The 25775-nt window shown below is 68.6% G+C and carries 23 protein-coding genes and 4 pseudogenes; 13 read left to right on the top strand and 14 right to left on the bottom strand.

What is annotated here, in order from left to right; all coding sequences use genetic code 11:
- Positions 1-306 precede the first annotated feature (306 nt).
- Positions 307-1287: a tyrosine-type recombinase/integrase gene (locus OHA64_RS00715; protein ID WP_405606492.1), complete on the top strand. Its 981-nt coding sequence runs from the start codon at positions 307-309 to the stop codon at positions 1285-1287.
- Positions 1288-1329: 42 nt separating this feature from the next.
- Here OHA64_RS00715 and OHA64_RS00710 read toward each other — a convergent pair.
- A pseudogene (locus OHA64_RS00710) lies at positions 1330-2045 on the bottom strand (IS6 family transposase).
- Between the two features lie 56 nt (positions 2046-2101).
- On the opposite strand from OHA64_RS00710, the gene OHA64_RS00705 reads away from it, so the two are divergent.
- Positions 2102-2344 carry a hypothetical protein gene (locus OHA64_RS00705; protein WP_405606490.1) on the top strand — a complete coding sequence of 81 codons (243 nt, stop codon included), beginning with the start codon at positions 2102-2104 and terminating at the stop codon, positions 2342-2344.
- A 534-nt stretch (positions 2345-2878) separates the two neighbouring features.
- Here OHA64_RS00705 and OHA64_RS00700 read toward each other — a convergent pair.
- Positions 2879-3799 (bottom strand): LysR family transcriptional regulator, encoded by a 921-nt coding sequence (locus tag OHA64_RS00700; protein WP_405606488.1) that lies wholly within the window; start codon positions 3797-3799, stop codon positions 2879-2881.
- A 226-nt stretch (positions 3800-4025) separates the two neighbouring features.
- Between OHA64_RS00700 and OHA64_RS00695 the strand changes: the two genes are divergently transcribed.
- The gene (locus tag OHA64_RS00695; RefSeq protein WP_405623797.1) at positions 4026-5255 is read left to right on the top strand and encodes a serine hydrolase domain-containing protein; all 1230 of its coding nucleotides are present in this window, start codon (positions 4026-4028) and stop codon (positions 5253-5255) included.
- 142 nt (positions 5256-5397) lie between these two features.
- Positions 5398-5778 carry a hypothetical protein gene (locus OHA64_RS00690; protein ID WP_405606486.1) on the top strand — a complete coding sequence of 127 codons (381 nt, stop codon included), beginning with the start codon at positions 5398-5400 and terminating at the stop codon, positions 5776-5778.
- A gap of 35 nt (positions 5779-5813) precedes the next feature.
- Here the strand turns inward: OHA64_RS00690 and OHA64_RS00685 are convergent, their stop codons facing one another.
- Positions 5814-5906, bottom strand: a complete 93-nt coding sequence (locus OHA64_RS00685) for a DUF6207 family protein (RefSeq protein WP_405623796.1) — start codon at positions 5904-5906, stop codon at positions 5814-5816.
- A gap of 191 nt (positions 5907-6097) precedes the next feature.
- On the bottom strand, positions 6098-6298 hold the full coding sequence (locus OHA64_RS00680; protein ID WP_405606484.1) for a hypothetical protein: 201 nt from the start codon (positions 6296-6298) through the stop codon (positions 6098-6100).
- Between the two features lie 1728 nt (positions 6299-8026).
- Between OHA64_RS00680 and uppS the strand changes: the two genes are divergently transcribed.
- Complete coding sequence (uppS, locus tag OHA64_RS00675; RefSeq protein ID WP_405606482.1) at positions 8027-8737, top strand: polyprenyl diphosphate synthase; 711 nt, start codon at positions 8027-8029, stop codon at positions 8735-8737.
- Entirely contained in the window at positions 8734-10203 is a 1470-nt protein-coding gene (locus OHA64_RS00670; protein ID WP_405606480.1) for an oxygenase MpaB family protein, read from the top strand. Before uppS ends, OHA64_RS00670 begins: the two co-directional genes overlap by 4 nt.
- A 554-nt stretch (positions 10204-10757) precedes the next feature.
- Here OHA64_RS00670 and OHA64_RS00665 read toward each other — a convergent pair.
- From OHA64_RS00665 to OHA64_RS00655, 3 genes are all read right to left on the bottom strand, one after another.
- Positions 10758-11429 (bottom strand): ATP-dependent DNA ligase, encoded by a 672-nt coding sequence (locus OHA64_RS00665; RefSeq protein ID WP_405623795.1) that lies wholly within the window; start codon positions 11427-11429, stop codon positions 10758-10760.
- 238 nt (positions 11430-11667) lie between these two features.
- Positions 11668-11856: a hypothetical protein gene (locus OHA64_RS00660; protein ID WP_358620495.1), complete on the bottom strand. Its 189-nt coding sequence runs from the start codon at positions 11854-11856 to the stop codon at positions 11668-11670.
- A gap of 73 nt (positions 11857-11929) precedes the next feature.
- Positions 11930-12265 carry a winged helix-turn-helix transcriptional regulator gene (locus OHA64_RS00655; protein ID WP_405606478.1) on the bottom strand — a complete coding sequence of 112 codons (336 nt, stop codon included), beginning with the start codon at positions 12263-12265 and terminating at the stop codon, positions 11930-11932.
- Between the two features lie 114 nt (positions 12266-12379).
- On the opposite strand from OHA64_RS00655, the gene OHA64_RS00650 reads away from it, so the two are divergent.
- Positions 12380-12847, top strand: a complete 468-nt coding sequence (locus OHA64_RS00650; protein ID WP_405606476.1) for an ester cyclase — start codon at positions 12380-12382, stop codon at positions 12845-12847.
- A gap of 97 nt (positions 12848-12944) precedes the next feature.
- On the opposite strand, the pseudogene OHA64_RS00645 reads toward OHA64_RS00650, so the two are convergent.
- Positions 12945-13376, bottom strand: a pseudogene (locus tag OHA64_RS00645) (transcriptional regulator); the annotation flags it as partial.
- Positions 13377-13433: 57 nt separating this feature from the next.
- A complete protein-coding gene (locus tag OHA64_RS00640; RefSeq protein ID WP_405606474.1) occupies positions 13434-14390 on the bottom strand; it encodes an NADP-dependent oxidoreductase in 957 nt (318 codons plus the stop codon).
- 73 nt (positions 14391-14463) lie between these two features.
- Here OHA64_RS00640 and OHA64_RS00635 point away from each other — a divergent pair, with 73 nt between their 5' ends.
- Positions 14464-15081 (top strand): TetR/AcrR family transcriptional regulator, encoded by a 618-nt coding sequence (locus tag OHA64_RS00635; protein ID WP_405606472.1) that lies wholly within the window; start codon positions 14464-14466, stop codon positions 15079-15081.
- A gap of 65 nt (positions 15082-15146) precedes the next feature.
- Here the strand turns inward: OHA64_RS00635 and OHA64_RS00630 are convergent, their stop codons facing one another.
- Positions 15147-15653: an NADPH-dependent FMN reductase gene (locus OHA64_RS00630; RefSeq protein ID WP_405623794.1), complete on the bottom strand. Its 507-nt coding sequence runs from the start codon at positions 15651-15653 to the stop codon at positions 15147-15149.
- 272 nt (positions 15654-15925) lie between these two features.
- Positions 15926-16072: pseudogene (locus OHA64_RS00625) on the bottom strand (IS5/IS1182 family transposase); the annotation flags it as partial.
- 588 nt (positions 16073-16660) lie between these two features.
- On the opposite strand from OHA64_RS00625, the gene OHA64_RS00620 reads away from it, so the two are divergent.
- The 3 genes from OHA64_RS00620 (at position 16661) to OHA64_RS00610 (ending at position 19237) form a co-directional block, all read left to right on the top strand.
- Positions 16661-17176: a hypothetical protein gene (locus OHA64_RS00620; protein WP_266557461.1), complete on the top strand. Its 516-nt coding sequence runs from the start codon at positions 16661-16663 to the stop codon at positions 17174-17176.
- A gap of 118 nt (positions 17177-17294) precedes the next feature.
- The gene (locus OHA64_RS00615) at positions 17295-18518 is read left to right on the top strand and encodes a sensor histidine kinase (protein WP_405606470.1); all 1224 of its coding nucleotides are present in this window, start codon (positions 17295-17297) and stop codon (positions 18516-18518) included.
- Entirely contained in the window at positions 18515-19237 is a 723-nt protein-coding gene (locus tag OHA64_RS00610) for a response regulator (protein WP_405606468.1), read from the top strand. Before OHA64_RS00615 ends, OHA64_RS00610 begins: the two co-directional genes overlap by 4 nt.
- Here the strand turns inward: OHA64_RS00610 and OHA64_RS00605 are convergent.
- From OHA64_RS00605 to OHA64_RS00595, 3 genes and pseudogenes are all read right to left on the bottom strand, one after another.
- A complete protein-coding gene (locus OHA64_RS00605; RefSeq protein ID WP_405606466.1) occupies positions 19158-19856 on the bottom strand; it encodes a transposase in 699 nt (232 codons plus the stop codon). The genes OHA64_RS00610 and OHA64_RS00605 overlap by 80 nt on opposite strands.
- A 607-nt stretch (positions 19857-20463) precedes the next feature.
- A pseudogene (locus OHA64_RS00600) lies at positions 20464-21303 on the bottom strand (IS5 family transposase); the annotation flags it as partial.
- A gap of 27 nt (positions 21304-21330) precedes the next feature.
- Complete coding sequence (locus OHA64_RS00595; RefSeq protein ID WP_361457111.1) at positions 21331-21822, bottom strand: GNAT family N-acetyltransferase; 492 nt, start codon at positions 21820-21822, stop codon at positions 21331-21333.
- 98 nt (positions 21823-21920) lie between these two features.
- Here OHA64_RS00595 and OHA64_RS00590 point away from each other — a divergent pair, with 98 nt between their 5' ends.
- Complete coding sequence (locus tag OHA64_RS00590) at positions 21921-22841, top strand: LysR substrate-binding domain-containing protein (RefSeq protein WP_391171405.1); 921 nt, start codon at positions 21921-21923, stop codon at positions 22839-22841.
- Positions 22842-24143: 1302 nt separating this feature from the next.
- Positions 24144-25739 carry an NAD-binding protein gene (locus OHA64_RS00585; RefSeq protein ID WP_405623792.1) on the top strand — a complete coding sequence of 532 codons (1596 nt, stop codon included), beginning with the start codon at positions 24144-24146 and terminating at the stop codon, positions 25737-25739.
- Positions 25740-25775 lie beyond the last annotated feature (36 nt).

The raw sequence follows: 25775 nt of genomic DNA, 5'->3' as shown, positions 1-25775 counted from the left end.
CGCGACACAGCACGGGCTGGCCCCGAACGATGTCTGCGGCCGCTGGAGCACGCAGCGCCAGCTCAAGTACGTGGACGAGGCCGTCGGGAACGGCAACGCAGGCGGAGCCGGGCGGGGAGTTCTGGGGTTGGGCCGGGCGCACCCTAGGTGCCCCGGCCCGCACCGCTACGGGCGCGCCCGGATGGCTGCGCCTCGTGTCCGTGCCGGCGTGTGGATTGGAGGGGTATGTGTAAGGCAGGGGTTGCTTTTCTTCGGGTGTCTCGTTGATGGCTTCGGTGGCACGCGCATGGTTCAGGTGCCACCTGAATGACGGTTGTCGCGGGATGGTGGTGGGGCGTGGGGGAGAGGCCTTCTCTTCGGCTGGTCGAGGGCGGGCTTGCCGCCTCGGTATCTGATTGCGGCCAGGCGCGGGATGTGTGGGTCTTCCAGGCCCGCTGTACAGAGGCGTTCGTCTCAACGTGGGTGGTACGGGGTTTCGCCGCCACGACGATCAGTTGCTACAGGTCCCTGCTGGAACGGGTGCTGGACCACTTCGACCGGCCGGTGTGGCAGATCGAGCCCGCCGATGTGGACGCCATGCTCCGCCGACTGCTGCTGGAGGGCCGGGCCGCGGGGACCAGGCGCCAGTATCTGCAGATGCTTCGTACGTTCCATGGCTTCGTCCGGGACCGCTACGCCACCGAGATTCGCGCCCTGTACGGCATGGCGGTGGGAGATCCGCTGGACCGGTTCAACCGCTTGCGGCATGTCTGGGACGACACCCCTCGTCGGCTGCCGCCCACGGCTGAGCGCCTGACGGCGTTCTTCGCCTTCGCCCGCGCGCGCCTGGCGGCCGCGTCCGACTATCCGGCTGCGGCGCGGGACTACGCACTGCTGCGCACCCTGTACCACTGCGCGCCTCGGGTGAGTGAAGCCGTCCGCCTCGCCCAGTGCGACGTCTATCCAGAACTGGGCCCATCGGGCAAGCTCCACGTGCGGTTCGGCAAGGCGGCCAACGCCTCGGGACCGCGCCCGAGATGGACACCCATGCTCGATGGGCTGGACCGGATCCTTGCCTGGTACCAGAACGATGTCCGCCCCTTCTTACCTGACACCGGCCCGCTGTTCTGCGACATCCACGGGCGGGCCCTGAAGCCGGACACCGTACGGGATCGCCTGTCCCACCTTCTGGACCTGGAAGGCCGCCCCCAGGACGACCGGTTCACCCCGCACGACCTGCGCCGCGCCTGCGCGACCCACCACTACGAGCAGGGGCGCTGTCACGTTGTTGGGTGTGCCAGCGTCTGACGGTGCGTCGGGGCGTGGTGGGCTTGCGGTCCAGGCCTATATTCAGGCCGTGGTGGGCCGGCCAGCAGCGCCAGTGATCTGGTCCCAGATCACGAAGCGGACGGTCATCTCGGCTCGATATTCGTGGGCGGTCATCCGATGGCGTCGGGGCCGGAAATGGGGCGAGATCCCGCTGAACGCGGAGAGAAACCGCTGGGCGCCACCAATACTGCGAAAGCCCTTCATAGCGCGTTCACGCTGCCGCGTTGGCTGGTGGCTGTTCTCGGCCCGGTTGTTCAGGCCCTTATGGGAACGGTGCTCGACCGAGGGCATGACCTCACGGTGAGCGGCGCCGCAGGAGCGGAGCTTGTCCGTGACAATCACCCTCGGCACCGCGCTCGTCTTCTTCATCAGACGGCGGAAGAAGCGCCGGGCCGCGGCCTTGTCCCGGCGCTTCTGCACGAGGATGTCGAGCACGTTGCCGTCCTGGTCGACGGCCCGCCACAGGTACTTCCGCTCCCCGTTGACCTTGATGAACACCTCGTCCAGATGCCATTTGTCCCCGGGCTGGGGCCGGCGGCGACGCAGTCCGTCGGCGTAGGCCTGCCCGAACTTCCGGCACCACCGCCGGACCGTCTCATAAGAGACGATCACGCCGCGCTGGAGCATCAGCTCCTCCACCTCCCGGAATGACAGCGGGAAGCGGAAGTACAGCCACACACAGTGGGAGCCTCGACCGGGTACCGGTGCCCCTTGTACGACGGCGACGTGCTCGCCAAGGACTATCCCCCTCCACCACGATCACGAAGAAGATCATCTCACCCTGTCAGCCAACGTGACAGCACCCTTCGACAAGCTCGACGCCTTCGTGTGGTGGCGGCTCATCCGCATGCTGCGGGAACGTCACCGATGGAGTTGGGGCGACGTCCGCCGCCGATTCACCACCGCCACCGGGCGGTGGCGACCCATCGCGGCAGACGGGATCGAGCTGTTCCGGATCGCATCGGTCACGGTCAGCCGCTACCGATACCGGGCCAGCACGATCCCCAACCCATGGCAGCCTGCGAACCCCGTCTGACGGCAGAAACCGTGGAGAGCCCGTTGCGTTGAGAGACGCACGGCGGGTTCGGCGAGAGGTTCGGAGAAACGGACCGGGAGCAATCCCGGCACCGCACTCCGGGCCTACTCAGCGGTCCTGCTGCGGAGGTTGCCGGTGCTGGATAACGGCTCGCCGCGCACATGACGATCCTCTACCTTGAGCCGGAGCGGGATGGCGCGCATTCTCGCAGGCTGCGGTGCCGTGGGCCCCGGCTGTCCGTCGTCGGCCCCGGCGGGACACCCCCGCGTCGGCGGGGAAGACATGGCGTCGCACAGTGCGCTGACACCGTCGATCTCTCCGTGGCCATTTCTCCGGGTGCCCGCCGGTCTTGGTCTGGCAGGCGCCGGGACCGGCAGGAGAGGCTCCAGCAGGGCCCACTCGGCAACAGTCGTGTCGGACGGGTAGCGGCGGCGACGCCCGCTGCACAACCCCACGTCGGCTTACGGGACGTCATTTAGTACTAATCCGGTATATGACCAGTTGCCAAATCTGCCTTCCCGGGCACCACACCGTTCAGACGGGCAGGTCCCGCTCCCCTTGCGCCGGGTTCTGATGAGGCGCGTCCGGGTTGGTCGCGGCGGTGAGGGCACGGATCAGAGGGTTGTTGTTGGCGGTGTGCCAGGCGAAGGCCCAGCGGCAGGGCGGGGCGTCGCGGACGGGGATGTAGACGAGGTTGGGCCAGGGGTAGAAACGGGCGGACTCTGCAGGGCAGGCGATGACGGCCTGCCCTGCGGCGACCGCCTTGAGCTGGTCGTCCCAGTTGGCGACCACAGGGCCGCGCGCGACCAGGCGCCCCGAAGGAGTGCGAAAGGGCTGGAACGCCTCCTCCATGGACGCCGGAACCGGCGACTGGGGGGCGACGAACGTCAGATCGCCGTAATCCTCCAGACACACCGAGTCGCGGTCGGCGTAGGGGTGGGTGCTGGCCACGGCCAGCACGACGGGCGAAGTGTGGGTGAGCGGGCCGATGACAATGTCGGGCTCGCGCACCGGCAGCCACAGGTGGGCCACGTCGATCTCGCCCGAACGCAGGGGGGTGAGCGGATCCACGGGGTTGAGGTCGCGATGGAGCAACTGCACGCCGGGATGGCTGGCCTGGAACCGTCCCACGATGTCGTGGATCATCCAGCCCTGGGGCCCCATGGTTCCGAGGGTGAGCCTGCCGCCGCTGGTACGAGCGGCGGCCGCCACTTCGTCGATCCCGTCGACGATCTGCCGGTAGGCCGGGCGCAGGCTCTGGTAGAGCCGATCACCGACCGCGGTGAGGCTGACGGTGCGGGAGGTGCGCTCGAACAGCGGCGCCCCGATACGCCGCTCCTGCTTCTTGATGGCGTGACTGACCCGGGACGCGGTGATGTGCAGCCGCTCCGCAGTGCGCCCGAAGTGCAGTTCCTCCGCCAGTGTCAGGAATATCTCGATGTCACGTAACTCCATGCCCCCTCCTGATCGTAAACCTAACGGTCATTGCTGCGTTGACACAATTCGCATCGATGACCTACCGGGCAACGCTGCCTTCCTGACTTCGCCGTTGTTCGCAGGAGCCCATCCGGACACGCTGATACCACGCGCTCACGTCGGGTGAGCTGACCGAGCTTCAGCTCGCCGGGGCCATGAGTGCCACGCCGGGATCTTGGAGATCGAACACCGGAGGCAAGGAGATATGGGAAAAAGAAACAGCGGCTACTCCGAAGCAGGGCTGCGCAGGATCCGCGACGTGCTGGCGCGGCATGTCGAGTCGGGGAAAATTCCCGGAGTCGTCGCCTTGGTCAGCCGGGGCGAGGAGACGCACGTCGAAGCGATCGGGACGATGCGGCACGACGGCGGCCCGCCGATGCTCCGAGACACGATCTTCCGGATGGCCTCGACATCCAAGCCGGTCGCGATGGCGGCGGCGATGATCCTGCTCGACGAATGCAGGCTGCGGCTGGACGATTTAGTGCATCCGTGGCTGCCCGAACTCGCCGACCGTCAGGTGCTGAAGCGAATCGACGGTCCGCTGGACGACACCGTGCCGGCGCGGCGGCCGATCACCGTACGGGACGTTCTGACCTCCACGTTCGGGCTCGGCATGGATATGACGTCGCTGGGCACTCCCATTATGAATGCGGTCTTCGAGCAGGGACTGACGCCCAATCTTCCGGAGCCGATGCCCGAGCCGGACGAGTGGATGCGCCGCCTTGGCGCGCTTCCACTGATGCACCAGCCCGGAGAGCGCTGGCAGTACCACATCGCCAGCGATCTGCTCGGCGTGCTCGTCTCCAGGGTCACGGGCCAGTCGTATGAGACGTTCCTGCGTGAACGCATCTTCGACCCCCTGGGCATGAAAGACACCAGTTTCCACGTGCCCGCCGACAAGATCGACCGGCTGCCGCCCCTCTACGCCCCCGACCCGCGTACCGGAGAGTTCATCGTGTGGGACGAGGCCGAGGGTGGACGCCACAGCCAGCCTCCTGCGTTCCAGGGCGGCGGCGGCGGACTGGCCTCCACCGCCGACGACTACCACGCCTACTTCCGGATGCTGCTCAATCACGGGATGCACGGGTCCGAACGGATCCTGTCCCGGCCCGCCGTCCAGCTGATGACTACCAACCGCCTCACCGCCGAGCAGCAAGCAGCCCGATACGACATGGCCGTCAACAACGTCCATATTTCATTCGGCCAAGGACAGCACGGCGGTTGGGGCTTCGGAATGGCGGTGCGCACCTACCGCGGCGACTACGCGCCCATCGGCCAGTTCGGATGGGACGGCGGAAGCGGCACCTCGACCTACGCCGATCCGGACAACCAGCTCACCGGAATCCTGCTCACCCAGGTCGGGGCGTCCGTCCCGGATCCGGCGCGGCTTTTTCACGACTTCTGGACCACGGTCTACCAGGCGCTCGACGACTGACACCGAGTTGACTTCCCGGTCCCGGTAGGTGCGCCCTAACCCGCGACATCCAACGGTCAGTCCATGGCGGCCGAACCGTCGGAGTTTCCGCAAGGTCTGCTCCTGACCCTGGCTCCGTCTACCAAGGCCAGGTCGCCCGAGGGTGAGAGATTCCCTCGGGCGACCCCGACTGCCGCCGCCGACGGAGGTCTCCGAGGAGGAGATCGAGGGCGCGCTCGCGCTGATTGAATCGATGACCCGCGATGACCTCGAGGGGCCGGAGTTCGCGGACGCCATGGCGAAGATCATCCAGGCGAAGCGGGAGGACTGTGAGCTTCCCGAGGTGCCGGAGCCCGAGAAGCCGGGCGAGGTGCTCGATCTGATGGCCGCGCTGACGGAGTCCGTGAACAAGGCCAAGGCTTTCCGCGGCGAGGACACCGAGGGGGCGGTGCGCGAGCTGCCGAAGAAGAAGGCCAGGGCCAAGAAGGCGACGGCGAAGAAGTCTACGAAGAAGACGTCGGGTCACCGACCGCGCAGCGCCTGACCACGGGAGTGGGACGCTGGCATCTGCGGGCAGAGCTATGCGTCGGGTTCCTGGCGCAGGTCCAGGAAGAATCGCAGCCGCACGCCGGGCTCGCCTGGTTCCCGGGTCGTGCGCTCCGCCGGCGCGATGGCACACCGCGCGGCGAGCAGCTCCTGGACCGCGAAGGCGGTCTCGTCATCCGCGGCCGCGGCCGACCTCCACCACGGCCAGGCCCGGCACGGCGACGTGGGCGTCGTTGATCTGCTTCATGCCTGGCACGACGTGCCGACGCCCCGGGATGTTCCTCCGTCCGGACGTCTTCACCCGGCCGGGGACGCGGTTACGTGCGGGTGCTGACGTAGCGCACGGCCGTCCCCCACTGTTCCAGCACTGGGGCCATGCACCACTGACACAGGGGACTGCCGCCGCTGCCGTACTTGTGGGTCTTGCGCTGGCACCTGGCACACAGGCCGACCCGGTCACCGGGGCAGGTCAGCGCGGACGGGTCCGGCTCGGAGACCGGGGGCGCGGGCATCGACATCTTGGGTCCTGTTCTGGTGACGACCACGAGGCACCTCACCCGCAGGATATCCGGCGAATGACACGAATGTTCGAGCCGCGCCCGGGTGTGATCCGGCATACGGAGCCGATGGCGTCGTGCTGCCCGTCAGCCGCCGAATAGAGGGACGTTGTCGGTGGCGTGGTACCAGCGGGCCCAACCATGACCTGGGCACCCCGACCAGGGCCCGACCGTGACAGGTCAGCACGCTGCCGCACCTCTCCGCCGACCTGGCCAGTGGAGGAGCCTGCCATCTCGCCACTACTATCGAACGCATGCTCGAAAAACCGGCTCCGCGTGTGACCGTCACCCTCCCCGGGGGCCGTGTCGCCCACGGCCGTCTCCACGCCCGCCGACAGGACACCGACGGCCCCTGGTGGTAGGAGGTCTCGCTGCCTATGCCCGCCACAGTCGTCCATCCCCAAGACGGCGAGGACTACAGTCACGTCCCCACCGAACGCGCCGCCGGGCCGGAGTGGGTACTCGCATTTTCCTCCGCGAGGTGTGGGCCACAGCATGCGACGCCTGCCACCCGGCACCGGAGGCGCCGGGGTAGGGACCAGTGCAGGCAGGTGCTGGTCCTGCCCCCACCTGACTGCTGTGGTCGGGGCCGTCGGAACCTTGGGCCGACGGATCCGCTCCCGCTCGACTTGGGCCGCGGTGAACCGCCCGCTGGGTCTCGTTGCGCTGCTCGATGTGCGCCTTCGCCTCCGTGGCTGCCGTTCCGGCCAACAGCGCGGTGCGCGCCGCGGTGCCCTATGTTGCGGGCTCCGGCCGCGCCAGAGGGCGGGGTCGCAGCCGGGCCGCGGCCGCGGCGCTTCGAGCGCGACGCGCTGGCCGACCGCGTACTGGTGCGCCTGCTCCCGGATGCGGATTTTCTGCGCGGCCTGGGCGGAAGCGCGCAGGTTCGCGGATCCCTGGATGCGGTCTCGTTCCAACCCGCGCGACGAGAGCCGCCTGACGGTGGGGCGGTGGTCGCGCGGGTCCGCCGCGCATGCAGTCGGTGAGTCTGTGGCTTCATCTTCAGAAGAAGGGCCTGGCCCTGGCCGATGCGCTCGCCGAGGCCGGCGAGCGCATCTCCGCTGGCGAGACGGTCGGCGGACCGGCCGCCGACCGCTACCGCACTGAGGGCGCCGAGTTTTCCTACCGCTACACCGGGGCCTGCCTCGGCAAAACGAGGGCTGTGTCCACGACGCTTCCACCACGCTGTGCACCCCAGACCGCGATCCAGCACAGGCGGCCCCAGGGGCACGCGCCCTGGACGGCCGCACCAACAGGCAGGTCGCGGTACGCCGAGGGCGGGTTCTGCTCACGCCCAGTCCAGGGGGCGACGGTGGCTCGACGGGGCGGCGAAGGCGCAGGAAGCGGAGGCGAAGGCGGATGAGGTTGTCGATCGTGGTCACCGGAGAAAGCTGCTGATGCCGAAGGGAATAGGGCATATGAGCCAAGGGTGACGGCCCCCCGTTTGGCCGGTCAGGACCCTTCCGGGCCGTCAGACTCCTAGGAGGGAACGCTCCGATGGGGCGTGCGTATGGGCGATACGGGGTGGGCGTGACAGAGCGCGGCAGGGCAGACCGTGCCGCTCCGGGCGAGACGGGGCTGGGTGTGACGGACCACGGCGTCCATCGCGCACGCGCGGCGATCGGGGACCGACCGGGTGGGCGACAAAGCAGCGACAAGCAGCGGCGAGACGACGGGCCGGCGCGTGCGGTGCCGCGGCACGTAGCCTGCGTGATGGACGGCAACGGCCGCTGGGCTCAACGGCGTTCGCTTCCACGGACGGCGGGCCATCGGGCTGCGGAGACCACCGTCATCGACATCATCGAGGCGGCCCGGGCGGCCGGAGTCGAGTGGCTCAGCCTGTACGCCTTCTCCACCGAGAACTGGAACCGTCCCGGCACCGAGGTCGACTACCTGATGCGTTTGGTCCGCCGGGTTGTGCGCAAGCATGCGCCGCTGCTGCTCGCCCGCGGCATCCGCTGCCGCTTCCTCGGGGCCGCAGACCCGCGCATCCCCCGTGAACTGGCCCGGGACTTCGACGATCTGGCGACGCTGACCGCCGACAACGAGGGGATGACGCTCACCGTCGCCTTCGACCACGGCGGACGCCGAGACATCGTCGAGGCCGCCAGGTCGCTGATCCGCAGCGGGACACCCGCCGATGATGTGACCGAGCGGCTCTTCGCGAACCACCTGCCGTTCCCCGACACCCCCGACGTCGACCTCGTCATCCGCACCTCCGGCGAGCAGCGCATCTCCAACTTCATGCTCTGGCAGGTCGCCTACGCCGAGTGGGTCTTCCCCGAGGTGCTCTGGCCGGACTTCCGGGCCCCTGACTTCCTCGCCTGCCTGCACACCTACCGGCGCCGTGACCGCCGCTTCGGCGGCGTGCAGCCCCAGACGAACGGAGACCCGTCATGACGACTGGAACCACGGGAACGGCCGACGAGGCCTTCCTGTTCGGCCCGGAATCGCGGTTTTGCGCCTTCTTCGATGACCCGCGCTGGGCGCTGGCCATCATCCGCGCCACCGTGCTGGAGGCCGCCCACCCACAGATCGGCGCCGCCCTCGCCGACAACTCCACCTTCGTCGCCCACCCCTGGCGTCGGCTGCGCAACACCTTCCTCAGCATGCGGCGTATGTTCGACGCCGACCCAGCCGTACGAGAACGGGAGGCCGCCCGGCTCAACAGGCTGCACGCCCGCATGAGCGGCTCCGACTCTCGCGGCCGCGCCTACGACGCCATGGACCGCGCGACCCGCGCCTGGGTGGTCGCCACCCTCTACGAGAGCGCCGTCACCATGTGCCGGCTGAGCGGTCAGCCGCTCGACCAGGACACTATGGAGCGCATGTACGGCGAGTACCGCGCGTTCCTCGCCGCGCTCGACGGCGACGCCGGGGAACTCCCCGAGGACCTGAACGACTTCTGGCAGTACTTCGACAGGGTCGTCGAGGACGAGCTGGAGAACACCGAGGCAGCCCGCATCATCCTCTACCGGCTCTTCGACCACCTGCCCGCCCCGGCACTGCTCGACGGCGCGCCGACACTGTGGGCGGCCAGCCGGGCCGTCGTCGGTCCGCTCCTCGGCGCGATCACCGTCGCCTCGCTTCCCGAGCCCTACCGGCGCAGGGCCGGCCTGCCCGAGACGCCCGGCGCCCCGACCCTCATGCAGGGCGCCTACCTCGCCGCGGGGCTCACCCGTTTCCTGCCCGAGGGCTGGATCAATGCCGAAACAATCATCGAGGCCCTCTCCCTCTCGCCCGACAGCGACGACCCCCGCGCCCGGAACGTGACCGCGCTGCGCGCCCGCATGAAGCGGGCATCGGCCCTGCTCCGCCTCCTCACACCACAGAGCGGTGACACCGACCCCGACCCGGTCCCGGCTACCTCGCCGACCACGGGAGAGGGCCGGCGCTCGGCGGAGGAGTTCTTCCGTCAGGTGCTGGACCAGACCGGCGACGGCCACCTCGACTGGCCTGACCTCGCCGCCATGGCACGCGAACTGGCCACCCGCCTTGACCTGGACGAACCCGAGGAGACCCGGCTCTACGACGCCTTCGCCGCCTGGTGGCGCGAGCTCCAGGCCGCCCTCGACACGGACGGCGACGGCCGTGTCAGCGCCGACGAGTACGCCGCCGCCGTACCCTCCCTCGCCGGTCCTGCGCTCATCCGCGTCGCCGAGGTGCTCTTCGACGCTACCGATAAGGACGGCAGCGGGACCATCAACGCGGACGAACACCGGGCGCTCTTCCGCACCGCCTTCCACCGCGACCTCACCACCACCGACAGCACCTACGGCCGCAGCGCCTTCGTGGGCGACTTCCTTTCCTTCATGTCCGGCCGCCGCAGGAACACCGCGTATGACTCCCTTCTCGCCGACGCCTGACGAACTCGTGCATGTTGGCGGCCACGGCACGTTCGTACCCACGTCCGGAGTTGTGGCTCAGGGGGCCGCGAAATCTCCTCGAGCGGCAGGACTTCCTGGGCGCGCTTCTCGTCCACACACTCGTCGCTCTGGCAGCGTCGGCGGCTAGGCGGCAACACGTGAAAACTGTCCGCAGAAGCGGTGGCTGTCAGGATGCCGGGCCAGCCAAGCGGAGCCGGTGAGGGAGCCACCCGGCTGGAAGTCGGTCGGCGGGCCAGCCCACTGCACATGGGTTTGTTGCGCCAGACGTTGCGTCAGGGCGTTGCGGCGGATGTTGCGCTGAGTGTTGCGGTAGGTGTTGCGCGAGCCTGCACGGCGTCCTGGAGTTCGCCCAGGTCAGCGCCAGTGCGCGGGCGTGGTCGGGGTGCTGACATCCCCGTTGTGGCCGCTTTTGCCCATGTCTTTGGCTGGAGTTGAGGAGAGGGAGGTCGGGATGGGCGGCGCGGACGCCCCGGGGGTCGAGGCGCGCTCAGCCGGTTGTGCGTCGGCCGGGCCGCCGCCGCGCCCGTACCGCGTCAGGGCGGCGGTGACGTCAGGCGGGGGACGTCGGCGGGGGAGAGGTCGGGGCGGGCGCGGTGCCAGCGTGCGGGGTGTCGCCACCGGCCGGAGGAATCACGGGCGACATCGACGCCGACTTCCACCACCAACTCGGGTTCCACCAGCGTGACGTTCAGCTTTTCCTGGCTGCCCCACCCGACGGAGAAAGACCACCCGGTCCACGGATGCGTGCCCGCCGGCGCGGCCGGCCGGTCGGACAGGGCGCGGCCGGCGGCCCGGGACAGCGTGGTGCTGCGCCCGACGTACTGCAGGCGGCCCGCGGCGTCGTAGCGCCCCAGCAACAGCGTGCGGGGAGCGGCGCGAGAGCCGGTGACCGCACCGATCACGGCCTCGGTGGTGACCCGCACCTTGTACTTCCGCCACGACCGAGCGCCCCCAACGTACGGCTCCTCCAGCCGCTTGAAGCACAGCCCCTCCACCCCGGCCGCCGTCCACGCCAGCCACCCCCTCGCCACCGCCGGGTCGGTGGTCGACGGGCACAACGTCAACGGCGCCGCCAGGCCCAGGTCCGCGAACATCGCCTCCAGCGCCGCGCGCCGCCGCTCGTACGGCCAACCGGTCACGTCCTCGCTCGCGTGGACCAGGTCGAAGACCACGTAGTGAGCTGGCCACTGGCGCGACGCCTCGATCGCACCGGCTCCGCGCCGGGCGAGCCGCTGCTGCAGCCGCTCGAATGCCAGCCGGTCCCGACACCACCAACTCGCCGTCCAGCCCGGTGTCCTCCGGCAGCTGCGCCAGGGCCGCCGCCCGGATCTCGGGGAACGAGGCCGTCATGTCCGTACCGCGCCGTGAGCGCAGCAGCACGCGCCCGCCCGCGTGCGCGGCGAGCTGGGCGCGGTAGCCGGGGGCGGCGGTCGCGGAAGAGGGCTATGGAATGGCGGCTGCTGTCTTGGGGGTGGCAGCCAGCCGCAGGCCGATTTCCACGAGGGTCCAGCCGAGACGGGTACGGAGGTCTCGGGGGTGTCTGGCCGCTGCGGCGAGGCGGTACGCGGCGGCTTCGGCGCGGAGTTCGGCGGCGCGGACATGGTGCAGTGCGAGGTGAGTCTCGGGGTGCATCGGACTGTGGCCTTTAAGCCCTGGCTGATGATGTGGCGACGCTGAGTAACCGCCTGTCAGTCGACTTCTACGGTCACTCGGTGGTTGCTGGCTCGCCCTCGGGGACTGTCAGGGCCCAGGTGGCCATGGTGTCGAGGACAGCGCGCAGTCCTTCACCGAGGGGAGTGAGCCGGTACTCGACCCGTGGGGGAATCTCCGAATAGGCGGTGCGCAGGACGATGCCGTGTCGCTCGAACCGGCGCAGCCGGCTGGTCAGGGTGTGCGGGCTGATGCCGGGCAGGGCGTCGCGCAACTCTGTGAAGCGGTGGGGGCCGCGCAGGAGTTCGCGCACGATAAGGGTGGCCCACGGCCCGTCGAGCAGGGTGATGAACCGGGGGACGCCGCACTCCGGAAGACGGTCAGCAGTCATGGTTCGAGTTTATGCCATTAGTGCAGTTGATGTAACTGGTGCGGTGTGTGCACTAATAGGTCCATGACCTACGCGTTTCGTGGTCAGCCCGCACCACACACCATGGAGGACGACATGCCCGCGATCACTACGGCCAACACCGCAAGCGAGATGGTGCGCTCGGCCACGACCACCGCGTTGCGGGTCGCCGCGCGCGAGCTGGAGCTGTACGTCGCCGGGGACGCCGCCGGGGCGGATGAGGTGTTCGCCCCTGATCTGATCGATCACAACCCCGCTTTCGATGCCGTCTCGGGCGTCGACGGCATACGGGCGCTGATCGCCGCGACCCGTGACGGATTCACCAACAGGCAGATCCGGATCCTGTTCCAGGAGGAGCTGCCTGGCGGCTGGGTCGTCCTCCAGTGGCAGCTGACCGCGACCCACACCGGAGACGAGTTCGGGTTCGCCGCCAGCGGCAACCCGGTCGATTTCCAGGGCCAGAACATCGTGCGCATTGTCGACGGCAAGATCAGCGAGATGTACCACATCGAAGAAATGCTCAAGCTCACCCAGCAGATCAGCACGGGCACGCAGCCTGCGTGATGGTCGAGATCTTCTCGGGCGACGGCCGCCCGTGAGGCCGTTGCTGTTCAGGCGGCCTGGGCGAGCTGGTCCGGCCGGGGGCCCCTATCTCTTTGGGTCACTCCGTGGTGAGGGGAGACGCGTGGGTGTGGATGCGCACCTGGGCGGTGTTGGCGTCGTCCTCGTCGGCGGCCCGGTCGCGGTAGGTGTCGACGAGGGCGTGCATCTTCTCGACGAGCTCTTGGGTGAGCTCGGGTGTCAGCCGTAATGTCGCGCTGCTCATGTCCCAGGTGCGGTTCCATTCCTCCGGCCATGCCTGGCGGTTGCCGAGCCAGGTCGACAGGTCCCGGGTCTGGGTGGTGGCGACCTCGTGGAGATACATGTCGGCAGCCCCGCGCACGTCCGGGCTGGTGTCCGTGAGCAGTGTGTCGTCGAAGCGCAGGCCCTGGTGGGCTGCCTTCCACCACCGCTCCCGGCCCTTGCCGTGCTCGGGGGCGTCCTTGATGAAGCCGTGAATGGCGAGCTGCCGCAGGTGGACGAGACGACACCCACCTGGCGAGGAACTTACTAGGAGATAAAGGGCAATCCACCTAGATCAAACGCCCTCTCAGAGGTCGATGACGACCTTGCCCTTCACGCGCCGGCCGGCCTGGAGCTCGACCGCGCGGCGGATCTCCTCGATCGCGAAACTCGCCTCGATAGGCACGCGGATTCGACCCGCCACAACCAGGCGCGCGATCTCTTCCAGGGTGCCGGGAGCCGCGTTCGCGCCGTTGGCCGCCGTCACGCCGTCGATCTGTGCTGCGATGGTGCAGATCCGCTTGTCCGGGACGCCGAGTTCCCGTGCGACGTGCACGGTCTCCTCTCCGTGCAGGTCCATGGCGGCGGTGACGCCGTCGGGAGCGAGGGCACGGACCCGGTCGGCCAAGCCGTCGCCGTAGACGACCGGTTCGGCTCCGAGTTCGCGCAGGTAGTCGGCCGAGGACGGCGATCCCGTCCCGATCACGCGCGCTCCGGCGATCCGGGCGAGCTGGACGGCGAACACCCCGACTCCGCCTCCGGCGCCGCCGATCAGCACGGTGTCGTCCGGACCGGGGTTGATCGTGGCGAGGGCGGCGGATGCCGTGCGGCCCGCGATCGTGAGGGTGGCGGCGATGCGGTCGTCGACGCCGTCGGGCGTGTGGTGGGCCTCGTTCGCCGCGGTGTCCCCGGATGAGTCGACCACCACGAAGTCGGCGACCGCGCGGGACAGGGCGCCCCCGAACGCCCGGTCGCCGGACGTGAAGCCGCTCACCCCGTCGCCGACCTGGTCGACCACTCCCGCGTAGTCGGTCCCGAAGCCGACCGGCAGGGTCAGGCCGAACCGGGCGGCGGTGTCCGCGTCGGCGGTCATCAACCAGTCCATCGGATTCAGACCGGCCGCGGTGACCCGCACCCGGACCTGTCCCGGGCCGGCCTGCGGTGCGGGAACCTCGCGGACGTCCACGACGTCGGGGCCGCCGAATGCATCGAGCTGGACCGCCCTGCTGCGACCTGTCGGCGTCTGATTGCTCTGTTCCTGCATGTTCCTCTGTCTCCTTGGGCCTGCGTACGCAGTGGACGCACGGACGCACTGAAACGGACTATGCTCCGTTTGCATGGATGACCGTAACACAAATGGAGCGCGTTCCGTTTCGACTGGCGCGGAGATACGCGCGCCACGGGCGGACGCGGCCCGCAATCGTGACCAGCTGCTCGCGGTGGCGACTCGCGTGTTCGCCTCGGCGGACGCCGAGCCGTCGATGCGCGCGATCGCCCGCGAGGCCGGGGTCGGCATCGCCACGCTCTACCGGCACTTCCCGACCCGCGAATCACTGGTCGACGCGGTCTACCGGGACCAGGTCGTGCGGCTGACAACCGGCGCCCACGAGCTGCTCGGTCGGCTGGCCCCGGCTGCGGCAATGCGGCGCTGGATGGACTTGTTCGGGGACTGGATCGCGACCAAGAACGGCATGCTCGACACGCTGCTCGCGATGATCGAGTCGGGTGAGATCGCCCATGCGCAGACTCGGACCGAGCTCCTGACGGCCATCACCAGGATGCTCGACGCCGGCCGCGCGGCGGGCGACCTCCGCTCCGACGTCACCGCCGAAGACATCGCCGCCGCCCTCATCGGCATCTTCACCGTGGCCCCCCGACCCGAGCGCGAAGCTCTGGCCGGTCGCCTGCTGAACCTCCTGATGGACGGCCTCCGGGCCACGGACCGGCCAGCCTGAGCCCGGATCGAGGCCGACGCATCTGGGCTCTGCCCGACTGGCGCCAGGTGGCTGCTGACCGACGATTACTGCTGGTCGTCGGTGAGGAGCTCGGTCAGCTGGGCGTCCACCAGTCGTACCTGTCCGGTGAACGGCTGCAAGGTGGCGGCGACGTCAGTGAGTTGCTCGTCCTCGTCGACGTCGGCGTCGGTGACGACCAGCTCGAGGTTCTGGTCGATGATGCGCATGTGCAGCCCTTGGAGCACACCGCGCAGCTGGGCGACGGCCCGGTTGCCGCCGCGGGTGCCGCAACTGGCGACGGCGGCGGGCTTGTCGCGCCACTCCGCGTAGAGGAAGTCGAGGGCGTTCTTCAGAACCGCGGGGTAGCCCCAGTTGTACTGCGAGAAGACGAAGAGAAACCCGCCGTAGCCGCTGGCCGTCCGGCTCCAGCGGCGCGTGTGCTCGTGCTCGTACTGACCGAGGGCGGGCTTGCGCGGCTCGTCCAGGAACGGCAGCGCGACCTCGGCGAGGTCCACGGGCTCGTAGGTGAGACGGCTGTTCTGCTGGGCTGTCTTGAGTACCCACCCGGCGATCTCGGGCAGATGCGGGTCGGTCGGGTGCTGCCGATGACGACCGCGATGCGGCGGTCCGTGGTTGTGCTGCTCTCTGGCACGTCATGCATGTTCCCGGGAGAGTGCCGCTCCGCGGGTGAGCGCCGCGGCGGGTGGAGCCATCGAACTTGCGTGATCTCGGGGCCGCGTTGAGCTGCTGAATTCGTCCGAGCCGCGTTCTGCATGTCGGCTCCCCCGGGCGATGACTGAGAGGGCGTGAGGGCGTTCGGTCTAGACGAATTGCCCTTTAAGTTCTAGTAAGTTCCTCGCCAGGTTGGCGTGGTCTCGTCCGTTATGCGCTTGGCGAGGTTGTCGATCGATGCGACGTGGATCATGGCTTCGGAGCTGACGGGGAGGGTCTCGTAGTCGCGGGCGAGCCGGCGGTGCATCATGATCCAGCCGGATGGGTGGGCCGCGCGGCGAGGTGCTCGCCGAAGGCGAGTCCTTTTCCGCACGGCCTCCCGCCGAACCGGACATGACGGTTTCCTGTCACCCGGCTCTCCAGTGAGCTTATTCAGCGGCCACTCTTCGGGGTGATCAATACTCTGCGGTTGACCGGCCCGTTGCCTGAGGCGGAGCCCCGCATCCGCAGACGGGACCCGTCACCCGATCGGTGGCCGATCTGAAGAAGCTCAGTCAGACGATCTCCACCGTGGACACCGGCCGCCGACCAGCCCGAGTATCCCGAAGCTCGCGCACACCAGCCCCATGATCTGCAACTTCACAATGCAGACCACTCATTCATGGTCCAGAGGCCGAACTGCGCGACTCCGCACGGGTGATCGCGGGGACGGTACGGCCGCGAGGACGGCTCCCGGTGCCGGTGCCACGGGCGGACGACCCGGCCCGCGAGCTCTACCCGCTCGGCCACGGGCTGACGTAACCCGGGCGGTCTCGTGCGTCAACCCGTGGGTTGACGCCAGGTATCAAACCAGGAGTCAACCCACGGGCCGAGGCCGTGCGGCGCCGCGGGCGGCAAGCTCTTCCCCATGACGACGACTGACTACCTCATCTCCGCCGCCCTGATCCTTCTGGTGATTCCGCAGATGCGCGGCGGCCGTCTGACGCCCCGCACACTCCTGCTGCCGCTGGTGTCCGTCAGCGCCGCGGCCGCGCACTACCTGCATTCCTTCCCGACCGAGGGCCACGACGTCCAGCTGGACCTCTTCGGCGTCACGATGGGCATAGTGCTCGGACTGGCCAGTGGACTGGCCACCCGCGTCAGCGTGACCGAGGACGGCGCCGCGTACTCCAAAGCCGGGTGGCTGGCCGCCCTTCTGTGGGTGCTGGGCATGGGCGCGCGCTCGGCCTTCGTGTACTGGGCCGAGCACAGCGGCGCTCACAGCATTGCTCAGTTCAGCCGCGACAACCTGATCACCGGCACCGCCGCCTGGACCGCCGCGCTGCTGCTGATGGCCGTCACTCAGGTGGTGTGCCGCCTGGTGGTGGTGCGCGTCCGGGCCTACCGGCTCACCTCCCCCCTTGTCACCCCCGCCGTAGCCTGAAGCGTGGCACCCAGCAGACCGCCGCTCGCAACACACTCCGCCCCTGGCCCGGTTCCGCGTTCGCGGGCCCGGGCCGGGCTTTGCGATCAGCGGCGCAGCGTGCATCTATTCTTCAGAAGTGACGGACATACTTCAGCCGACGGGCCCGGTCAGTCCACGGCTGGCCGTGGCTCTTGCCAGTGCCCGGGAGCGACGCGAAGGCAGGGGCCGGCGTATGCAGCCCGTGTTGTGGGGGGTCATGGCCGCCATCGCCGTCCAGTCCCTGCACGCTTCCCCCGCCCCCGGCGTCAGAGGCAGGCACCTGGCAGTCACCCTGGTGCTCGTCGGCTGTCTGCTGCCCATGGCCGCGGTCGCGTCGAACCTGTGGCCCCTCACCGGTCGTCCTGCCGGCTGCCTGGTGTTCTGCGTGTTGGTGGACGGCTTCGGGTTTGCGCTGGGCATCCTGCAGCCCGGCTCGATGTCCACCCTGCCACCGTCCGTCGTGGTCCTGATGGCCTTCCTCATCCTGGAGCGACGGACGGCCACCGTGCTCGCGGTCGTCGTCATGGGCTGTCTGACCGGCGCGGCGGCCGCCGGGTTGGACGGCGGTACCGACAACTTCCTGCATCAGGTCCTGTTCGGCGTCCTGCTGGCCGTCGTGGGCATCGTGATGCGGCAGTCGATCATCAACGAGGTGGCCGTCACCGTGCTGCTGGCCCAGCTCGAGGACGCCCGGGAGGCGGAGACCGAGGCGGCGGCGCTGGCCGAACGCACCCGTATCGCCCAGGATCTGCACGACGTGCTCGCCCATACCCTGTCCGGACTGGCCGTGCAGATACAGGCCGCCCGGCGGATGACCCGGCGCGACCAGGCGAGCGGGGATCTGCGGGGGCTGCTGGACCGGGCCGGTGAGCTGGTCAAGGAGGGTGTGGCCGATGCGCGCCGGGCTGTGCGGGCGCTGCGCGGCGAGCGCGTGCCCTCTCTCGAGCGGCTGCCCGAACTGGTCGAACGCTATCGGGTGGACCTGGAGCTCGACGTGACGCTGTCCGTGATCGGGACGCACCGGGAGCTGCGGCCCGACGTTGGTGAAGCCCTGTACCGCGGTGTGCAGGAGGCGTTGACCAATACGGTCCGCTACGCACGCGACGCACAGGCCACGGTGACGCTCGTCTATGAGCCCAGGGCCACAATCCTGACCGTCGAAGACCGCCGCCCCGGGCCGGGACCGGTCCGGGCGGCACTGGCCGAAGGCTCCGGCCTGGGGCTGACCGGCATGCGCGAACGCGTGACCGGGGTCGGCGGCACCCTGCACGCGGGGCCGACAGCGAATGGATGGGAAGTACGGATGGAGATACCCGCGTGACGGAGCCCGGCGAGACGGCATCTGACGGCGAGAAGATCAAAGTACTGGTTGCGGACGATCAGCAGATCGTCCGCAAGGGCCTGGTCTTGCTGATCGACATGCTGGACGGCATCGAGGTGGTCGGCGCAGCCCGTGACGGTGCGGAGGCGGTGCTGCTCGCCGGACAACTGGCCCCGGACGTAGTACTGATGGACCTGAACATGCCGGTCCTCAACGGTGTCGCGGCCACGGCGACACTGCGTGAGCAGGTACCCGGCTGCAAGGTACTCGTGCTGACCACCTACGCCGACGACGACTCCGTCTTCCCGGCACTGCAGGCGGGAGCGCGGGGCTATCTCACCAAGGATGCCGACGACGACGCGATCGAGGACGCCATCCGCAGCGTCCACGAAGGCCGTATCTGGCTTGATCCTGAGGTACAGGCCCGCCTGGTCGCGGCCGTGCAGACCAGCGAGGTCGCACCGCCCGCCGCGCAGCGAAAACAGGCCCACACGCCGCAAACTCCCGCACCTTCCGACGTTCTGACCTCGCGCGAGACCCAGGTACTCACCCTCATCGCCCGCGGCCTGTCCAACGCGGAGATCTGTGCCCGGCTCGTCGTCAGCCCGGCCACGGTGAAGACACACATCAACCGCATCTTCACCAAGATCGGCGCAGCCGACCGTGCCCAGGCCGTCGGCTACGCCTATCGCAACAACTTGGTCGAGCCCTGGGACTAGTAGCAAGGTCGTCAAGTTTGCGGCGGGGTCGTGCCGTCAAGGGCCTGCGGGTGAGGATGTCGATGCTGGTGGTGGCTTTGTAGCTGGTGCTGTCGATGTGGGGGCCTCGGGCCTGGTACTTGGAGATGGCGCGTTTGACGATGCGGGGGCTGACGTGTAGCCGCCGTTGGGGCAGCAGGCTGGCCAGGACGTGTCGGCCGATGGTGCCGGCGAGGTCGATGACGGTGCCGGTCATGATGCCCGTGGCCAGGATGAGCTGGTCGCGGGCGGCTTGCCAGGCGATGGAGAAGCCGGCCCGGTCCGGGTCGGTGCCGGGCCGGGTGCTGGTGGCGTCCGCCATGGCGGTCCGCAGCAGCTGGTAGACGACGAGCAGGGCGTAGATCTCCTGGGTGATGCCTTCGGGGGTGCTCGCCCGCAGGACCCGGCCGCCGAGGATGGTCGACTTCAGTTCCAGGTAGGCCGTTTCGATCTCCCAGCGTTGGTGGTAGAGCGCGGTCAGTTCGGCTGCCGGGTGGCGGTGGTGGTCGAGCAGGGTGGTGGCCAGCCGGTAGAGGCCGGTGTGTTTTCCGGCGGTGGTGGTGACGCTGATCGTGCCGGTCCCCGGCCGCGGTGAGCCCATGGAGATAAACGGCCTGGCCGTTTCCAAGTCCGCCGGCAGCGCCCGGTGAGCGTGGCTGCCGTCGTGGCGAACTGCTCGGGCGTCATCGGGCTGTCGGCCGCGGGCAGGGGGACGTTGGCCTTCTTGAATATCTTCGTGTTGACGGCCATCGCCTTCCGAGCGGCTCGTCTCCGCGGAGCGCTCCGACGACGCGTCCCCGCCGTTCATTCGGGCGGCGAACGGCCCGCAGCGGCGGACACGAGGCCGCGCCGCACGCGCTCTCGGCTGGCCGGCCGCAGGCATGTACCGGGACCCACGGCCACTTGTGGATCTCCCCTCACGCCATGCGGCGCTCCGCAGCGCCTCATCGTCCGGGACCGGCGCGCCGCTCACGCCGCCGGTTCCGCCTGAGCATCAGGGGCCGCCGCAGCAGGATGCCGAGGACGTCGCGTGCCGCCCGGCGACGGGCCGGCGTGGGCGCGAGTACCGCGACGAGGGCGCTGACGGTGATGGTTGCGCTGTAGAGCAGTGCAGCACCCCCCGCAGGCAACGCACCGTCATGCAATGCCGACAAATGGACCATGGAAGTGCCCCCTCTGGAGTAAGAGGCCGCACGGATAGGGCAGCAGGGGCGTCGGGTTGGGCGGTTGTCCCAGCGGTGAGTGGTCCAGGCGCGGCGGATGAGGCTACGTACGGTGATGACGGCGTCTGCGAGGTCAAAGAAGGCGTTGATGACGTGGAGACGGCGTTCGTAGCAGCGGGCGAGCCGATGGAAGGCGTTCTGCCAGGCGTGGGTGCGCTCGACGTGCCAGCGCTGAGTGGCCTGCAAGGGCGCCTTCTCGCCTTTGTGGGCGATCTGGCCGCGGAGGCCGCGTTCGTCGAGGACTGCACGCGTTTTGGCCGAGTCGTAGCCGGTGTCCAGGTGCACGGTGATGGCGTCGGGCAGCGGGCCGAGGTCGTTCAGGAGGTGCAGGGTGGGAGCGAGCAACGGGGAATCGTGGCAGTTAGCCCCGGCCAGGACCCGGCCCAGGGGGGATGCCGTAACCATCCGTCATGGCTGAGCGTTTCATCCCCCGTTTGCCTCGGTCGACGGGCGAGCGTCCGGCGGCTTCCCCGCCTCCGGGGGCCTTTGTGATCGACCCGTCGATGGCGATCTGCTCCAGCACGAGACCGACGATTCGGTCGTAGGCGTTCAGGACGATCTCCCTGAGCTGGGCGAAGGCGCCGAGCCGGATCCACTCGTCGCGACGGCCCCGGATAGTGGTGGCTGAGCAGGTGGAATCGGCGATGGCTTGGTAGGAGCAGCCGAAACGCAGCACCTGCAGCAGTTTGTCGAAGACGATCCGTCGCTGACCCGGCGGCGGTGGCAGCCCAGCGGGTGGGCCGGATCGTAGACCGGCCGCACCGGCAGCAGGGTCGCGAATTGGTCCCAAAGCGGTTCGGTTAGCCATGAGGGAAGCGCAGGCACAGGTCTCCCAGTGATCACGGAGTGCCATCACTGCAGTTCCATGAGGATGTCGGCGCGGGCGTAGTAGTCGGCCACGGGGAGACGGTCGCGGGTGATCCTGACGAACCCCGCGTCCTCGTAGAGGTGAAGGGCGGGGGCCAGCTTGCTGTTCGTGCCGAGGAACAGCCGGGCCCCACCGAGTGCCCGGGCGCGGTCGATCGCTGCGGCTATGAGTCGGCGGCCGATGCCGCGTCCTTGCGCGGCGGGAGCCACGGCCATCTTCGCCAGCTCGAACACGGCGTCCGGATAGGCCAGAAGTGCGACGCACCCAACTACAGTGCCGCTGCCCGACTCGCGCGCCATGAGCACGTCGCCGCCCGGGCCCACGATGCGGCCAAACGGATCTCCGAGAACGGCCCGGTCCTCTTCCTGCAGGGTGAACAGGCGCGAGATCCACTCCTCGTTCAGCGCGTAGAACGCGTCGGCGTCACTCTGTGAGCCGATCGAGGAGACCATGGTCGGGGCAGAGGTGTGCGGCATGAGAAGGGTTCCCTTTCCGGTGTGGCTTCCCGTAGCCTCCGGCTTCACTCACTCATATGTCCAATACACACCTTGACCTCTATCAATAAGCTCGAACTATGGATCAGCGAATCGAGCTCCGTCATCTGCGGTACTTTCTGGCTGTGGCTGAGGAACTGCACTTCGGCCGCGCCGCCCAGCGGCTGCACATCGCCCAGCCCGCCCTGTCCCAGCAGATCAGGCAGCTTGAGAAGATCGTCGGCGTTGAGCTGTTCCGGCGGACCTCTCGAAGTGTCCGCCTCACAGAGGCGGGAGCGGCGTTCCAGCCAAGGGCCCGGAACCTTCTGGACCGTCTGGCGGCCGACCTCGACGAGGCCGGGCGTGTCGGCCGAGGCGAGGCCGGCCGTCTGGATGTCGCCTTCATCACCTCCGCCACCGCGATCGTCAGCGAACACCTCCGTGCGTTCTCCTGCCGCCGCCCGGACGTCCAGGTGAAACTTCACGACGGTTTCACCACCGACGTCCTGGCGGCTCTGGAGCGGGGTACGGCCGACGTCGGGATCGTGCGGGACGCCGAGGAGCGCGACGACATCGACCTTTCCCTGCTGGCATCGGAACGGTTCGTCGCCGTCATCCCCACAGAGCACCCCGCCGCAAGGGGTGACCGTGTAGAAGCAAGGGCGCTGGCCGCTGACCCGCTGATCCTGTTCCCGCGTTCAGCAGGAACTCACGCGTTCGACATGAACACGCAGCCGTTGCGGAACGCCGGCATCGACGTCCAGGTCGCGCAGGAGTGCTCGAACTGGCACACCATCATCATGTTCGTCGCGGCCGGCCTCGGCGTCAGCATCGCCCCCTACAGCGTCACGACGCTGCTCCCCGCAGGCGCCCGCAGGCTCGAACTCGACGGGCCTCCCACAGTGAGCCGGATCTTCATGGCCACCCGCCGAGGAGACGACCGTCCTCTCCTGCAAGCCTTCATCGCAGCATCTGAGTCCATGACAGTCCATGACCACGACCGGACGATGAGCGTGCGCTGACTTGCGGAGCGAGCGCCTCCAAGCAAGGGCCACTCGAAGGCGTACCGTGCGCAGCCTCATCCGCCGGGCCTGCAGCACCCACCGCTGCAACAACAGCCCAAGCCGACGACCCCGAAACCGCCCCTATCCGCGCAGCCTCTTAAAAGGTGGCGAACCGGAGGGGGCGCCGCTTGGTCGAATTCATGATGCGGCAAGCCGCGGCCGACGTCCGGAGGAGAGCAGCAAGTCGGGGAGGGATGCGTAGGTACACAGTGCACAGGAGCAGCGCGAGTTGCCCCGCCAGTCACCGGCACCGGGTACGGAGTCGTACGACCAGCAGTACGGCACCGGCGCGCTGGCGTGCCACTCTTTGACCGCATCAGTCGGCCAGTCTTTGACGGGCAGCCATTCATCCACGATCCGCGCGGAGTTGGCCAGCACTGTCCGGAAGGGCGGATGCTGGCGGTGAGCAATACTCGATTTTACCGAATGCCTCTATTGTGTGAACACAGACAGTGACCGTAGCTGGAGGAGGTCGCGTCATCACTCCCGCGGCTGATCTGCGGATGCAGTGGGCTGCGAGGATCCCAGGGCCTTCTTTAGCAGCCGGTATTGGTGAACGCCGCCCAGCCCCGGGTATTTACGGGCGGGGTCCTGCCATGGTGCTGGTGGTTCTCCTTCGCCAGGCCCGTAACCCTGGCATCAGGCGGACTCCACGAATCTCGGTACAGCTCAGGTGCCTGGCCGTTGAGCATCTGTCTGATCGCCCGGGGTCTGTCGTGTGGCATCTGTCCATGGACCATCGGCCAGGATGCTTCTAGCGTGTGCGGACATGCGGTTCCTCGCGCCGGGCGATCTTCGGCGCTCGACCGCTCAGCAGCACCGCAGCGGCAGGTCCAGCCCTGGAACAGGGCTTGTTGGCGCTGGACCGCGCGTGCTCGGACGGAGCGGTGGCTGACTTGCCGACAGGGTGAGCATCGGTTCGACCTCTGTCTGTTCCGTCGGGGAGGAGGACTGTCCGCGGTCCGGTGCCGACGCATGTTCCGCAAAGGCCTCTGGCAGCTGTTCCTTCAGTTCAAGCGTGCCCCGGCCCTCGGTCAGCAGAGGCGTGATCGAGCCAGGAAGCGGCGCGCACGAAACCATCGATTGAGAGTGAGGTCATGAGCACTTCTGGGAGGACCGGCCCGAGCACCAACAGCCCGAGCCGCCATACGAGCACGAGCCACCGCGCCGACGGGCCGGGGCGTGCCACGGAGCAGCCGGATACCGAAGGATCGGGCTGCGGCCTTGCGCTAGCCGACGTGGATACTCGAAGTCTTGACGATGCCACCGGCAGTTCTGACGGCGGCCCGAGCAGTGGTGCAAAGGGCTCCAGATGTCACTGTGGCCATGCGCTGTCCCTCTGCGACGGATGCCGAACAGTCCGCTGCTTCCACTGCGATCCCTATCGTTCCGATGACTGCATCTTCAGCCTCTGACCAGTCCACTTCCGCCGCCCTGTCCACGCACGACGCCGTGTCGCACCCTGCCGCTGCGATGTCCGGGTCGGGAACACCGGAGCAGTACTTCGTCGTGATCGGCAGCGATGTTGCGCGGAAGGTCTGCAGTTCCCTGCAATCGGCCGGACACTGTGTGCGCCACTTCACGCACCCCACGGACGAGGACCTGCGTCAGGCTCTGGACCGACAGGTGGCGGGGGTCGCGATCCTGCTTGACGACGACGTCGAGTCGCTGCGTTACGCGCTCGCAGTGGAGCACATCCGCCCCAATGTCACACTCGTGGTGACGATCTTCGACCGGACCGTCGCGGAACAGCTTGTGCGGGTGGTCCCGAACTGCCGGGTGACGTCGCCGGCCGATGTCGCCGCGCCGGTCCTCTTGGCGGCCTGCCTTCAGCCCGACCTGCTCGCCGTCACCCGGGCGCCCGAAGGAAACCTCGGTGCCCGTTGGGACGGGGAGACCGTGCGCCTTGAGGCCTATCGGCCACCGGGCACTCTGAGATACCGCGCCTGGATGGGGAAGGTCCGGGGGCAGCTGAGACCGCACGACGGTAGTTCAAGGATCATGCTGACAGGTCTGGTCGGCTTGCTCGCCGTGCTGCTGTCGGACTGGGCCTGGTTGGTGACTCGCCGGCATCGGCCGCCCGTCGAGGCGTTCTTCGAAGCAGCGCGAACCGTGGCCACCGTCGGCCCGGCGCCCGATCATGGCTCGCACACGTATTTGGTGTACTCCGGCATCGCGATGCTCATCACCATCGTGTTCACCGCCGTGTTTACGGCAGGGGTGGTCGACCGTCTGCTGGCCCCGCGCTCCGTCGGCCTGGTAGGCCCGCGGACCCTACCTCGAGCCGGCCATGTAGTCGTCGTCGGACTCGGGCAAGTGGGTCTGCGGTTGTGCACCCGGCTACAGGCACTGGGCATAGGTGTGGTCGCGATCGAGCGGGATCCAGCAGCCCCGAACCTCCGGCTGGCAAGGGCGTTGGGTGTTCCGGTCGTCGTAGCCGATGCGAAGGACAGGTTCGTCCTGCGCAGACTTGGCCTGCACAAGGCCCAAGCTCTGGCGGCCGTGGCGTCGGACGATCTGGACAACATCGCGGTCGCGGTGACAGCCCTGGCCGTCGCGCCCGAACTGCGCGTGGTCATACGCGCGGGGGACCACGAGGCCATCGCTGAAACGCGCTCGCTTTTCAAGATCGGTCTCGTCCACGACCTGGGCGGCCTGAGCGCCGCGTACACCACTGCGAGTCTGTTGGGACTGCGACCGCGCGGTGTGCTGGCCTACGGAAAGCGGCTCCTTGTGGAGTGTGAGGATGGAGTGTTCGTGCCCTGGCCGCAAGCGGGGCGGTGCGACCATGCACAGGAGAAAGACCCCGGCGCGGGCAGCAGTGTCGGAGCGCCTGCGCCTCCACCCGGCCTCTGAGAAAGAACCGGGGACACTACCCGTCGGGTTCCATCG

Source organism: Streptomyces sp. NBC_00076 (assembly GCF_045041235.1).
Classification (GTDB): Bacteria; Actinomycetota; Actinomycetes; order Streptomycetales; family Streptomycetaceae; genus Streptomyces.
Note: the sequence above shows the minus strand (reverse complement) of the source record. Positions and strands in the feature narration are given on the sequence as shown.

Bases quoted from the DNA above. Each gene is read 5' to 3' on its own strand.
- OHA64_RS00590 (WP_391171405.1), top strand. From the start codon at position 21,921: ATGGATCAGCGAATCGAGCTCCGTCATCTGCGGTACTTTCTGGCTGTG.
- OHA64_RS00635 (WP_405606472.1), top strand. From the start codon at position 14,464: ATGGATGACCGTAACACAAATGGAGCGCGTTCCGTTTCGACTGGCGCG.
- OHA64_RS00585 (WP_405623792.1), top strand. From the start codon at position 24,144: ATGCCACCGGCAGTTCTGACGGCGGCCCGAGCAGTGGTGCAAAGGGCT.
- OHA64_RS00695 (WP_405623797.1), top strand. From the start codon at position 4,026: ATGGGAAAAAGAAACAGCGGCTACTCCGAAGCAGGGCTGCGCAGGATC.
- OHA64_RS00660 (WP_358620495.1), bottom strand. From the start codon at position 11,856: ATGCACCCCGAGACTCACCTCGCACTGCACCATGTCCGCGCCGCCGAA.
- OHA64_RS00620 (WP_266557461.1), top strand. From the start codon at position 16,661: ATGACGACGACTGACTACCTCATCTCCGCCGCCCTGATCCTTCTGGTG.
- OHA64_RS00640 (WP_405606474.1), bottom strand. From the start codon at position 14,390: ATGCAGGAACAGAGCAATCAGACGCCGACAGGTCGCAGCAGGGCGGTC.
- OHA64_RS00605 (WP_405606466.1), bottom strand. From the start codon at position 19,856: ATGGGCTCACCGCGGCCGGGGACCGGCACGATCAGCGTCACCACCACC.
- OHA64_RS00655 (WP_405606478.1), bottom strand. From the start codon at position 12,265: ATGACTGCTGACCGTCTTCCGGAGTGCGGCGTCCCCCGGTTCATCACC.
- OHA64_RS00680 (WP_405606484.1), bottom strand. From the start codon at position 6,298: ATGTCGATGCCCGCGCCCCCGGTCTCCGAGCCGGACCCGTCCGCGCTG.
- OHA64_RS00700 (WP_405606488.1), bottom strand. From the start codon at position 3,799: ATGGAGTTACGTGACATCGAGATATTCCTGACACTGGCGGAGGAACTG.
- OHA64_RS00595 (WP_361457111.1), bottom strand. From the start codon at position 21,822: ATGCCGCACACCTCTGCCCCGACCATGGTCTCCTCGATCGGCTCACAG.
- OHA64_RS00715 (WP_405606492.1), top strand. From the start codon at position 307: ATGACGGTTGTCGCGGGATGGTGGTGGGGCGTGGGGGAGAGGCCTTCT.
- OHA64_RS00670 (WP_405606480.1), top strand. From the start codon at position 8,734: ATGACGACTGGAACCACGGGAACGGCCGACGAGGCCTTCCTGTTCGGC.
- OHA64_RS00650 (WP_405606476.1), top strand. From the start codon at position 12,380: ATGCCCGCGATCACTACGGCCAACACCGCAAGCGAGATGGTGCGCTCG.